Annotated in this window: 10 protein-coding genes; 7 read left to right on the top strand and 3 right to left on the bottom strand. The window is 71.0% G+C overall.

All coding sequences use genetic code 11. The features are described from left to right. Positions 1-209 precede the first annotated feature (209 nt). From ACWDLG_RS02105 to ACWDLG_RS02075, 7 genes are read left to right on the top strand one after another with little or no spacing between them, the layout of a single operon-like run. A complete protein-coding gene (locus ACWDLG_RS02105) occupies positions 210-995 on the top strand; it encodes a hypothetical protein (protein WP_449915021.1) in 786 nt (261 codons plus the stop codon). A 34-nt stretch (positions 996-1,029) separates the two neighbouring features. Then, entirely contained in the window at positions 1,030-1,740 is a 711-nt protein-coding gene (locus ACWDLG_RS02100; RefSeq protein ID WP_449915018.1) for a hypothetical protein, read from the top strand. Next, complete coding sequence (locus ACWDLG_RS02095; protein WP_449915015.1) at positions 1,737-3,146, top strand: O-antigen ligase family protein; 1,410 nt, start codon at positions 1,737-1,739, stop codon at positions 3,144-3,146. Before ACWDLG_RS02100 ends, ACWDLG_RS02095 begins: the two co-directional genes overlap by 4 nt. A 44-nt stretch (positions 3,147-3,190) precedes the next feature. Beyond that, a complete protein-coding gene (locus ACWDLG_RS02090) occupies positions 3,191-3,925 on the top strand; it encodes a WecB/TagA/CpsF family glycosyltransferase (protein ID WP_449915012.1) in 735 nt (244 codons plus the stop codon). Between the two features lie 21 nt (positions 3,926-3,946). After that, positions 3,947-6,085, top strand: a complete 2,139-nt coding sequence (locus tag ACWDLG_RS02085; protein WP_449915010.1) for a glycosyltransferase — start codon at positions 3,947-3,949, stop codon at positions 6,083-6,085. Next, on the top strand, positions 6,082-7,362 hold the full coding sequence (locus ACWDLG_RS02080; RefSeq protein ID WP_449915007.1) for a hypothetical protein: 1,281 nt from the start codon (positions 6,082-6,084) through the stop codon (positions 7,360-7,362). The genes ACWDLG_RS02085 and ACWDLG_RS02080 overlap by 4 nt, the downstream gene beginning before the upstream one ends. A gap of 2 nt (positions 7,363-7,364) precedes the next feature. After that, positions 7,365-8,681, top strand: coding sequence for a hypothetical protein (locus ACWDLG_RS02075; protein WP_449915005.1), 1,317 nt, complete (start codon positions 7,365-7,367; stop codon positions 8,679-8,681). Here the strand turns inward: ACWDLG_RS02075 and ACWDLG_RS02070 are convergent. From ACWDLG_RS02070 to ACWDLG_RS02060, 3 genes are all read right to left on the bottom strand, one after another. Beyond that, positions 8,665-9,318 carry a hypothetical protein gene (locus tag ACWDLG_RS02070; RefSeq protein WP_449915002.1) on the bottom strand — a complete coding sequence of 218 codons (654 nt, stop codon included), beginning with the start codon at positions 9,316-9,318 and terminating at the stop codon, positions 8,665-8,667. The two genes, ACWDLG_RS02075 and ACWDLG_RS02070, sit on opposite strands and share 17 nt — an antisense overlap. A gap of 95 nt (positions 9,319-9,413) precedes the next feature. Further along, entirely contained in the window at positions 9,414-10,457 is a 1,044-nt protein-coding gene (locus ACWDLG_RS02065; RefSeq protein WP_449914999.1) for a 2-oxoacid:ferredoxin oxidoreductase subunit beta, read from the bottom strand. Next, positions 10,450-12,285, bottom strand: coding sequence for a 2-oxoacid:acceptor oxidoreductase subunit alpha (locus ACWDLG_RS02060; protein WP_354907638.1), 1,836 nt, complete (start codon positions 12,283-12,285; stop codon positions 10,450-10,452). The genes ACWDLG_RS02065 and ACWDLG_RS02060 overlap by 8 nt, the downstream gene beginning before the upstream one ends. Positions 12,286-12,492 lie beyond the last annotated feature (207 nt).

Below are 12,492 nucleotides of genomic sequence, written 5' to 3'. Positions count from 1 at the left end.
GCCTCCATTACGGCGAAGCAAAAAGGCATGTCTGGATTTATCCGGGCTGGACTCGCTAGTCGGATAACCGTAACGTTGAAGGGCGATCTTCAGATAGAGGGCTGTAGGACCTGGTGGCGGATCGCCAGGAATATGTACCAATGCCAGAGGCGTGGGGGGTACATGTGGGCTTCTGGGAAAGTATTTTTGCGCTGTTACGTCGGAAATGGGTGACCTTACCGGTCCTCCTCGTCTCCACAGGTCTGGCCACCGTGGCCTTCTTCCAGGTCCCGGCCCGCTACGCGGCCAGCTCGTCCATGATCCTCGTCGCCCCTCCTTCGGGCGGCACCCTGTCCCTCGACAAGACCAAGCCGGTCGGCCTGACCAACCCGCTGCTGCAGTACAGCGACAGCATGCGGACGGTCGCCGGCATCCTCATCCTGACCATGAACAACCCCGCGATCCAGAAGGAACTGGGCATCGTGGAGGGCGGCGAGATCAAGCTCACCGTCGACGACGGCCGCTCCAACGCCGAGCTCATGGGCATCACCACGGCGGGCCCGTTCGTCCACGTCGCGGTGGAGGCGCCCGCCGGCGTGACCGTCCTGGACACCATCGCCAGGACGGAGAAGCGCATCCGCGCCGAGCTGCTCAACCAGCAGCGCATCCTGGGCGCTCCGCACAGCACCTACATCGCGCTCAACGACGTGACCACCCTCGCCCCCAAGGCGGTGTGGAGCAACACGATCATGGCGACGGCCGGGGCCTTCGGCTTGGGGGTGGCGCTGGGGCTCGGGTTGGCGTACCTGGTGATCCTCCGCCGTGGCCGGGCCGTACCGGTGGCCGAGAACCGGCCCGAGCCGGCGGAAAAGAAGATCACACCGCCGCGCAAGATCAATGGCAGGGTCCTGGTCTTCGCCGAAGGCAGGGAAAAGGCCAGGAACGTGGAATCCACCGTCGACCGAACGACGCCGATCCCGGTCGTGAAAGACGATGACGAACCGGAAAAGAGCTGATTTATCGTGCTTTATCGGTTAGTGGGGAGATGAGTTGGATTTCTGGGCGGCGATCGGGGTCGTGCTGCGGCGATGGTACGTCGCCGTCCCCGCCCTGCTGGTGACGCTCGCCGGCTCCTACGGGATCTACACGAGCATCCCGCCGATGTACCAGTCGTCGGCCGTGCTGTCGCTGACCGTGCCGATCACCGGGCCGTCCACGCTGGGCGACCGGCGCGACCAGATCATGGAAGCCAACCCGCTGCTGAACTACAACTACGGGCTGAACATGACCGCGGAGGTCCTCGTCCAGATCCTGGGCGCCGAGGACACGATGACCAAGCTCGGCGCCCGGCCGCACGGCGAGACCACTTACGAGGTCAACAACGGCAGCCCCAACCCCGAACTGCTCTTCAGCCAGCCGTTCGTCCTCATCGAGGGGATGAGCTCCGATCCGCGGGCCGCCAAGGAGATCGTCTCGCGGGTGACCCAGCGGGCCAGGGCCGAGCTCGACAAGCGGCAGGTCCAGCTCAAGGCCCCGCCCACGACGTTCATCGTGCTCACCGAGATCCTGCCGCCTACCGACGCCGTGGCGCTGCGCAACGACCGCCTGCGCTACACCGCGGCCGTCCTGCTCCTCGGCCTGCTGGCCAGCCTGGCCGCCGCCTTCGCCACCGAGAGCGCGACGGCGGCGCTGCGCCGCCGGTCGGAACGTGCCAAAACGGCTCCCGCCGTGCCCGAGCGGGAAGAGGTGCTCCAGCCGTGACCGCGGTGCTCGCGCCGCCGGTCACGGACCGGCCCGCGCGCCGGCGAGCCGACGGCGCCACGTTCGCCGCGCTCTTCGTCGTCATCCTCATGATCGTGCCCGCGCGGCTCATCCTCAGGGGCCTGCCGTTCGCGCTCACCCCCGCCGAGGCGGTCGGCCTGTTCGCGGCGCTGTGGTGGATGTGCGCCCACTTCACGCTCACGCTCGGCGCGGCCAAGGGCGCCAACCCGGTGCGCACGGCCGTCTACCTCTACGCGGTCGCCTACCTGGCCAGCTACGCCCAGGCCGCCGTCGCCTACCTCGAGCCGCGCCAGCTCGACCTGGCCGACCACATCGGCGTCATCGCGCTCGCCCTGGTCGGCGTGGCGCTGGTGGCCTGCGACGGGGTCCACGGCCGCGACCGCGTCGACCTGGTGCTGAAGACGGCGGTCGTGGCAGGGGCGATCCTCGGCGTGATCGGCGGCATCCAGTTCCTCCTCTCCTACGACCCCACGATGGACATCGTCGTGCCGGGCACGCGCGTCAGGGGCGAGGCGCCCGCGATCCTCGAACGCAACGGCCTGAACAGGGCCGCGGCCACCACCAGCCATCCCATCGAGTTCGGCGTGGTGTGCTCGATGATCCTGCCCATCGCGCTGCACTACGCCTTCGCCGCACGCGAGCGGGGCCTGCCCGCGCTGCGCTGGTGGGTGTGCTGCGCGCTCGTCGCCGCCGGGCTGGTGTTCTCCGCGTCGCGCTCGCCCGTGCTCGGGCTGCTCGCCGCCGGACTGCTGCTGCTGTCGCACTGGCCCGCCAGGCGGCGCGTCCAGGCGATCATCGCGCTCGTCTTCTTCCTCGCAGTCGTACGGCTGGCCGCCCCCGGCCTCGTCGGCGCCATCGCGGGACTGTTCGACAACATCGGCAACGACTCCAGCATCCGCTACCGGACGGCCGACTACGCGATCGCGCTCAACGCGATCGAGCAGCACCCGCTGCTCGGCAGGGGCCACGGCACCTGGTACCCGCCCTACGACATCGTCTTCGACAACCAGTACCTGCTGACGGCCGTCGAGGGCGGCCTGCTCGGCGTGGCGACGCTGGTGGGCCTGTTCGGCACCGCCATCTGGGCCGCGCTGCGGGCCCGCTACCTGTCGAGCGACCCGACCACCCGCGACCTGGGCCTGAGCCTGGCCGCCTCGCTCCTGGTCACCCTGGTGGGCTGCGCGACCTTCGACCTCAACTCCTTCGAGACGACCAGCGGGATCGCCTTCCTGTTCGTCGGCCTGTCGGGCGCGCTGCTGCGCTCGGTGCGGGCCGTACCGGACGGGGCGCGCGCGCCGGGTGAGCCGGCGGGTGGCGGTGCGCCCGGCGGGCCGGCGGGTGGGCGGGCGCCGGGCGGGCCGGCGGGCGATCGGGCGGCGCGGTGAGGGCTCCCGTCCCGGGGCGTGTCCGCGTCGGCGCGGTCGCGGTCATGGCACTCAGCGAAGCCGACGTCGCCGACCACGTCGCCGCCGGCTGGGCGCGTGGCGCCGGCGGCTCGATCGTCACCGCCAACATCGACATCGTCCGCAAGGCCAGCCGCGACCCCGCGCTCGCCGCGCTGGTGGCAGGGGCGGAGCTGGTCGTCGCCGACGGCATGCCGGTGGTCTGGGCGGCGAGGCTCGCCGGGCTCGGCGTGCCCGAGCGCGTCACGGGCGCCTCGCTGGTCTGGAGCCTCAGCGAGCGCGCCGCCGCGGAGGGCCGCTCGGTCTTCCTGCTCGGCGGCGAGCCGGGCGTCGCCGAGCGCGCGGGAGAGGAACTGGCCAAGCGCTGCCCCGGCCTGCGCGTGGCGGGCTGCCACGCGCCGCCCTTCGGTTTCGACGCCACCGACCGCGGCATGCGGGCGGCCGTGGCCGAGGTCGTGGCCGCCGCCCCCGACCTCGTGCTGGTCGGGCTGGGCTTCCCCAAGCAGGAGAAGACCATCGCCGCCCTCCGCCCCCTGCTGCCGCACGCCTGGCACCTGGGCTGCGGCGCGGGCATCCCGATGGCCGCGGGGCAGTTCAGCCGCGCTCCCGCGCTCCTGCAGCGGGCCGGCGGCGAGTGGCTGCACCGGCTGTGGCTGGAGCCCGGCCGGCTGGCCCGCCGCTACCTGCGGGAGGACGCCCCCTTCGCTGTCAAGGTGCTCACCGTCGCCGCCGCCCGGCGGCTCACCGGACGCAGGCCCTGAGCTCGCGAGAATGGTTGGTTCATGCCCCTTGCCGTGGTGATCGTCACCTATGCCGCCGCCGAGATCATCGAGGACTGCCTGCGGTCGCTCGGTCCAGGGCTCGACGGCGTGCCCGACGCCCGGATCATCGTGGTGGACAACGCCTCACCCGATGACACCGTCGAGCGGGTCCGCGCCTACGGCCAGGGCGTCGAGGTGATCGAGACCGGCCGCAACGGCGGCTTCGCCTTCGGGGTGAACGCCGGCCTGGCCGCCGCCGCGGGCCGCGACGTCCTGGTGCTCAACGCCGACATCAGGCTGCGGCCGCGCGCGGTCGCCCTGCTGCTGCGGGCGCTGGACCGGCCCGGCGTGGGCATCGCCGTACCGCGGCTGCTGGACGAGCGCGGAGCTCTACAGCTCTCGCTGCGCCGGCGGCCCACCGTGCTCAGGGCGCTGGGAGAGGCCGCGCTCGGCGGGTTCCGCGCGGGCCGGATCGCGCCGCTGGGCGAGCTGGTGGCCGACCCGCGCGACTACCTGCGGGCGCGCACCGTCGACTGGGCGACCGGCGCGGCGTGGCTGGTCTCGCGCGCCTGCGCCGAGGCGCTGGGCCCGCTCGACGAGCGCTACTTCCTGTACTCGGAGGAGACGGAGTACATGCTGCGCGCGGGCCGGCACGGCTTCGCCGTACGGTACGAGCCCGAGGCCGTCGCCGTGCACCTCGGCGGCGACCAGGTTGCCTCCGACCGGCTCTGGGCGCTGGCCGCCGCCAACCGGGTGCGCCTGCACCGCAGCCTGTACGGCAGGCCGCGCGGCGCGCTGATGCGCGCGGCCGTCACCCTCAACGAGGCCGGCAGGGCGCCGGCCAGGGCCAGGCACCGGGCGGCGCTGCGCGAGCTGCTCACCATGGCCGAGTGGCCGTCCGCGCCAGGCGTCACCCCGGTCTCGCCGGGCGTCACCCCGGTCTCGCCGGGCGCCACCCCGGTCTCGCCGGGCGCGACCGCGCCCCCGCCAGGTGCCGCCCCGCCCCCGCCGGGCTACGTCTGCTTCTCCGCGCAGGACTGGTGGTACCACAACCGGGCGCACTCCGACTTCCAGCTGATGCGCCACCTGTCGGCCCAGCGCAGGGTGCTGGTCGTCAACAGCATCGGCCTGCGCATGCCGGTGCCCGGCAGGTCCACGAACACGCTGCGGCGCATCGGCCGCAAGCTGCGCAGCGTCGCCAAGTTCGTCCGGCGGCCCGCGCCGGACTTCTACGTCATGTCGCCGCTCCCGCTGCCGCTGTACGGCTCCTCGTTAGGCAGGAAGGCGAGCGCGCTCCTGGTCAGAGCCCAGGTGGCGGCGGTGTGCGCGGCGCTCGGCCTGCGCCGCCCGGTGGTCGTCGTCACCCTGCCGACGGCCTGGGACGTGGTGCGGCCGATGCCGCGCAGGGCGCTGGTCTTCAACCGTTCCGACCGGCACTCCGCCTTCCCCGAGGGCGGCGGGCAGGCCGTCAAGGACATGGAGACCCGGCTCCTGCGCCACGCCGACAGCGTCGTCTACGTCAGCAGGACCCTCATGGCCGAGGACGCCGCGCTGGCCGGCGACCGGGCGCACTTCCTCGACCACGGCGTGGACCTGGCGCATTTCACCCGCGTGCCCGCCGAGCGGTGGCCGGCGGACGTGCGCCGCCTCCCCGGGCCGCGCGTCGGCTTCTTCGGCGCGCTCGACGACTTCGTCGTCGACTTCGACCTGCTGGAGCGGGTGGCGCTGGAGCTGCCCGAGGTCTCGCTGGTGCTCATCGGTGACGCCAACGGGCCCATCGAGCGGCTGACCAGGCATCCCAACGTCCACTGGCTGGGCTTCCGTCCCTACGAGCTGATCCCCGCCTACGGCTCGGCCTTCGACGTCGCCCTCATGCCGTGGCTGGACAACGACTGGATCAGGCACGCCAACCCGATCAAGCTGAAGGAGTACCTGGCGCTGGGCCTGCCCGTCGTCAGCACCGACTACGGCGAGCTGTCCCGCTACACCGACAGGGTCCGCGTGGCGGCCGGCGCCGACCTGTTCGTCAAGGCGATCAGGGTCTCGCTGGCCGAGGGCCCGCCGCGGCCACCCGACGCGCTGCGCGCCTCGGTGCTCGGCGACGACTGGTCGGTTCGCGCCGCCGAGCTGCGGGCGCTGGCCGAGAGGCCGCCCGGGTGAGGAGGCGGTACGCGCTCACGGCGATCCTGCTGGCGCTGACCGCCTGCACGGCGCCCGCCGGTGACGATCTCTCGCCGGTCAGGGTCGAGCTGGAACCGGTCGCGTGGGAGGGCGGCCCGCGCTACTACGAACGCTTCCCCGCGGCGGTGCGGGCCGGCTGGACCAAGCCCTCCTTCTTCCCCGTCGGGGTGTGGTTCGCCGCCGTGCGCACGCGCGAGGACGTGACCACCGACCGGGCGGCGGGCATCAACACCTACTTCGAGCTGACCGGGGACAGCGACCCGCGCCTGCTGCGCCGGTACGGCATGTCCGCGCTGACGAGCCGGCCGCTGCCCGGCCACGGCTCCGAGACCGTGGGCTGGCTCGTCGGCACCGAGGCCGACATGTGGGGCGGTCCGGGGAACGCCCGCTGGTCGGGCGTGGCGGGTTTCGGCGCGCCCGCCTGCGTGCCCGCGAAGGCCGGCTGCGGCCACACCGCCATGCGCGCCCTCTCCCGCCGCCTGCCCGACGACGGCCGCCTGCGCTACGCCACCTACGGCAAGGGCGTCATGTACTGGCTCACCAGCGACCAGGCCGCCAGGTTCGTCAACGGCTACACCGACGCCGTCTCCACGAGCCTCTACTGGTATACCGACCGGGCCGCCTGCGAGGAGGGCGGGCGCTTCATGAACCTGGCGAGCGCCCACTGCCGCCTGGCGGCCAACTACGGCGAGACCATCGACAGGCAGCGCACGCTCGACGCCAAGGACGCGCGCCGGCAACCGGTCTACGCCATCGTCGAGCTCGGCCGGCCGCGCGAGGGGGACGGCGCCATCACGCCCCGGCAGGTCGGCGGCGCGGTGCTGAGCTCGCTGATCCACGGCGCGCGCGGGGTCATCTACCTGGGCCACAGCGCGGGGCGGGCGTGTCGTACCACCGGCCTGCTGCGGGCGCCGTGCGGCGCCCGGGTCAGGGCCGCCGTGACCGAGCTCAACCGGCGGATCGTGCGCCTCGCGCCCGTCCTGAACAGCCCGTCCTTCAGGTACGGCTACGCGCCCGGCCTCGACACGATGCTGAAGCGGCACGACGGTTTCCTCTACCTCTTCGCGATGCTCGAGCGAGGTGGGAGCATGGGGCCGCGCACGATCACCGTCCCCAGCGAGCTGTCGACGGCCCGCGAGGCGGAGGTGCTGTTCGAGAACAGGACCGTCGCCATCGGCGCGGACGGCAGGTTCGCCGACTCGTTCGACTCCGAGGACACATACCACATCTACAAGATCAGGATCGGGGAGGCGTGACCGTGAGAAGGAGCTACGTGCTCGGCGGGGTGGCGGCCGTAGCGGTGCTGGCGGCCGTCCTGTTCGCCGTGGTCCCTGGCGCGCTGCCGCGCCGACCGGCGGCCGTGACCCTGGACCTGCCGCGGGTGCCGTGGGAGGGCGGCCCCGCCTACTACGGGCGCTTCCCCGTGGCCGCGGCCCGGGGGTGGACGGATCCGTCGTTCTTCCCCATCGGCGTCTGGTACGAGTCGGTGCTGGCCGACAAGGACGTGCTGGCCGACAAGGAGGCCGGGATCAACCTCTACGTCGAGCTCACCGGCGACAGCGACCTGAAGCTGGTCGACAAGCACGGGATGTCGGCGATGACGACCAGGCCGCTGCCCGGGTCGGGGCCGGAGACGGTGGGCTGGGTGATCGCCGACGAGGCCGACATGTTCCCGCGGCCGGGCAACGCCCGGTGGGACGGCAGGTTCGCCGGGGCGGGCGATCCCTGCGTCCCGCCCAAGGGTGAGGGGTGCGGCTTCACCGCGATGAGGACGCAGAAGGACAAGCTGCCCAAGGGCGACGGCCGCATGTACTACGCCAACTTCGGCAAGGGCGTCGGCATGTGGTGGAGCGACAAGGACAACAGCCAGTTCGTCAACGGCTACACCGATCTGGTCTCGGCCGACATGTACTGGTACACCGACGCGGGGATCTGCGTCGAAGCCAAAACGATCCTGAAATTTCCGGACAATGAGTGCCCGCGGGCGGCCGGCTACGGCTGGCTCATGGACAAGCAGCGCCGGCTCGACGCCATGGACGGCAAGCTCCAGCCCGTCTACAACTTCGTCGAGGTCGGCTGGCCCTTCAGCGACCGGAACAGGACCGGACTGCGCGCCGTCGAACCGGAGCAGGTGAAGGGCGCGGTGATGAGCTCGATCATCCACGAGGCCCGCGGCATCCTCTACTTCAACCACAGCTTCGGCGGCCCCTGCGTCAGCCACCACGCGTTGCGCGAGCCGTGCTACCGGCCGGTCAGGGCCGCCGTCACCGAGGTCAACCGGCAGATCAAGCAGCTGGCTCCGGTCCTCAACACCCAGTCCTACGCCTACGACTTCGGCGAGGGCCTGGAGACCATGCTGAAGGGCCAGGGCGGCTCCTTCTACGTCTTCGCCATGATCGAGCGGGGCAGCGAACCGGGCAGCCGCTCGCTGACCCTGCCCGCCGAACTGGCCGCGACCGCCGAGGTGGAGGTGCTCTTCGAGAACCGCACGATCCCTGTCGAGCACGGGCGCTTCACCGACACGTTCGCCTCCGAGCACGGCTACCACATCTACAAGATCAGCCAATCGCGATGATCGACTTGACCAGGCCGCCCATCCGCTCGAAGGCGATCGTGGAGGTGGGGAAGTAGTAGCGCATCTCCGTCACGCTCAGCAGCTCCACCTCCATGGCGTCGCGCAGCGCGTGCAGCCGGTCCCGCGGCGCGGTGTGCACCAGCGGCCAGTGGCTGATGATCATCCGCCGGGCGGCGACGGGCAGGAACTGGAAGCCGGGGAAGAGCACGTGCGGCTCGACGGGGAAGTAGCGGTAGGGGACCTGCACCCAGTGGCGGCGGGCCAGCGCCCGGACGTTGTCGGCGAAGCGCTCGCGCCGGATGTGTCCGCCGACGTGCTCGATGACGGCGTTGGAGTAGACGAGGTCGTAGTCGCCGCCCAGGATCGCCTTCGGCAGCTCGGTGGCGTCGGCGCGGTCGGCCCTGGCCCAGGAGGGCAGGTCGGTGGGCGGGTCCATCAGGTTGACCAGGTGCAGGCGGGCCGGCCGTACCGGAGCCCGCTCCCACGCGGAGAACGTGCCGCCGAGATCGATCACCGACATCTCGGAGATGTTCGGGAAGGCGGCCGCGAACCGGTCCCAGCGCCGCCGCCTGGCCCGGGCGCCCACGGAGTTCGGAGCGTCCACGAACCGGTTGCGTAACGCCTGCAGCGTGCTCATGACCATCCCCCTCTGATCGCGAACTCAGCGTGGGGTGTATCGGTCCAAACGGGGCCACCGTTACGGGGCGGGCGCCTGCCGCCCGCCCCGTCAGGTCAGCTGATGCGCCAGGTGTCGCCGCCCATGAGCAGGTCGCTGAGGTCGCCGGGGCCCTTCTGCGCCACGGCCTCCTCCAGCTGGCCGGCCATCAGGGTGTCGTAGGCCGGCCGGTCGACCTGCCGGAAGATGCCGATCGGCACGTGCTCGAAGGCCGGATCGTCCAGGCGCGACAGCGCGAACGCCACCGACGGGTCGGGGTTGTGCGCGTCGTGCACCAGCACGCGGTCGCCCGCCTCGGCCAGCGGCACCACCTCGATGCCGCCGCCGTCGTTCCTGACGACGGCCTTGGTGGCGCTGACGATCGGCTGGCCGTGCTCCAGGCGCAGCGTGATGTCGTCGCGGACCTCGGGGTCCTTGAGCGGCTCGAAGGCGTTGTCGTTGAAGATGTTGCAGTTCTGGTAGATCTCCACCAGCGACGTGCCCCGGTGGGCGGTGGCCTCGCGCAGCACCGACTGCAGGTGCTTGCGGTCGGAGTCGATCGTGCGGGCCACGAACGACGCCTCGGCGCCCAGCGCCAGCGAGATCGGGTTGAACGGCTTGTCCAGCGAGCCCATGGGCGTCGACTTGGTGATCTTGCCGATCTCGGAGGTGGGGGAGTACTGGCCCTTGGTCAGACCGTAGATCCTATTGTTGAACAGCAGGATGTTGAGGTTGACGTTACGGCGCAGCGCGTGGATGAGGTGGTTGCCGCCGATCGACAGCGCGTCGCCGTCACCCGTGACCACCCACACGCTCAGGTCGGGCCTGCTGGCCGCGAGCCCCGTCGCGATCGCCGGCGCCCGGCCGTGGATGGAGTGGAAGCCGTAGGTGTTGAGGTAGTACGGGAAGCGGCTGGAGCAGCCGATGCCGGAGACGAACACGATGTTCTCGCGCCGCAGCCCCAGCTCGGGCAGGAAGCTCTGCACCGCGGCCAGGATGGCGTAGTCGCCGCAGCCGGGGCACCAGCGGACCTCCTGGTCGGACTTGAAGTCCTTCAGGGTCTGCTTCCCCTCCGCCTTGGGGATCAGGGCCAGCCCCTTGCCGTTGACGAGTTCACTCACTGTCGATCACGTCCTGGATGACTCCGGCCAGCTCCTCGGCCTTGAACGGGAGCCCGCGCACGCGGTTGTAGCTGATGATGTCGACAAGGAAGCGCGCGCGCAGCAGCAGCGCCAGCTGGCCGAGGTTGATCTCCGGCAGGAGCACCTTGTCGTAGCTCTTGAGCACGTCGCCGGTGTTGGCGGGCAGCGGGTTGAGGTGCCGCAGGTGCGCCTGCGCGACCTTGCCGCCGTCCTTCCTGATCCGGCGCACGGCCGCGGCGATGGGCCCGTAGGTCGAGCCCCAGCCGATGACCAGCACCTTGGCGTCGCCCGTCGGGTCGTCGACCTCGAGGTCGGGCACGTCGATGCCGTCGATCTTGGCCTGGCGGAGCCTGACCATGCGGTCGTGGTTGTTGGGGTCGTAGGAGATGTTGCCCGAGCCGTCGGACTTCTCGATGCCGCCGATGCGGTGCTCGAGGCCGGCCGTGCCGGGAATCGCCCACGGGCGGGCCAGCGTCTCGCTGTCGCGCCGGTAGGGCTGGAACTCCTCGTCCGTCGCCGTGGCGAACGTCGTGGAGATGTCCGGCAGGTCGGCGATGTCGGGCAGCCGCCACGGCTCCGAGCCGTTGGCCAGGTAGCCGTCGGACAGCAGGTAGACGGGCGTGCGGTACTTCAGCGCGATCCGCGCCGCCTCGATCGCGGCGTCGAAGCAGTCGCTCGGCGAGGAGGGCGCCACGATCGGCACCGGCGACTCGCCGTTGCGGCCGAACATGGCCATCAGCAGGTCGGTCTGCTCGGTCTTGGTCGGCATGCCCGTCGAGGGGCCCGCGCGCTGCACGTCGACGAGGATCAGCGGCAGCTCGGTCATGACCGCCAGGCCGACCGTCTCGGCCTTCAGCGCCACGCCGGGACCGCTGGTGGTCGTCACGCCGAGCGCACCGCCGAAGGCGGCGCCGAGCGCGGCGCCGACACCGGCGATCTCGTCCTCCGCCTGGAAGGTGCGCACGCCGAAACGCTTGTGCTTGGACAGCTCGTGGAGGATGTCGCTGGCCGGGGTGATCGGGTAGGAGCCGAGGAACAGCGGCAGCTTCGCCTGCACGCCGGCCGCGATCAGGCCGTAGGCCAGCGCCTGGTTGCCCGAGATGTTGCGGTAGACGCCCGGCTCCAGCTTGGCGGGCTTGACCTCGTAGGAGACCGAGAACGACTCGGTGGTCTCCCCGTAGTTCCAGCCGGCCTGGAAGGCCGCGATGTTGGCCTTGGCGATCTCGGGCTTCTTGGCGAACTTCTGCTCGAGGAAGGTGATCGTGTGCTCGGTGGGCCGGTGGTAGAGCCAGCTCAGCAGCCCGAGCGCGAACATGTTCTTGGAACGCTCGGCGTCCTTCTTCGACAGGTCGAAGTTCTCGAGCGCCTTCACCGTGAGCGAGGTCAGCGGCATCGCGTGGACGCGCCACTCGCTGAGCGAGCCGTCCTCGAGCGGGTTGGCGTCGTAGCCGACCTTCTGCAGGTTGCGCTTGGTGAACTCGTCGGTGTTGGCGATGATGTCGGCGCCCCTGGGCAGGTCGCCCAGGTTGGCCTTCAGCGCCGCCGGGTTCATGGCAACGAGGACGTTCGGCGCGTCACCCGGCGTCAGGATGTCGTGGTCCGCGAAGTGGAGCTGGAAGCTCGACACGCCGGGGAGCGTTCCTGCGGGTGCCCGGATCTCGGCGGGGAAGTTGGGCAGAGTGGACAGGTCGTTGCCGAACTCCGCCGTTCCGGCCGTGAAACGGTCGCCGGTGAGCTGCATCCCGTCGCCGGAGTCGCCGGCGAACCGGATGATCACTCTGTCGAGTTGCTGAACCTGCTTGGTCACAGCGAAGTCCTCCTCGACTGCGCTCGTGGCACGTTCTCAAATTCCATGCTAAGTCCTCGGGGGTCACACGTTTCCGTGAGGAGCATCACGGGTAAACGCGGTGAAATCAGGCAGACGCGAGAGAACGACTAGGACGACACAGCCCTGCCGCGAGCCGGCACAGGTCGATGTGCAGGCGGGCGAAGAGGACGGTTCGGTTCACGCTGC

The organism is Nonomuraea sp. NPDC003727, from assembly GCF_053586935.1.
The sequence above is the reverse complement of the archived record's forward strand: the minus strand, read 5'-3'. Positions and strand labels throughout refer to the sequence as shown.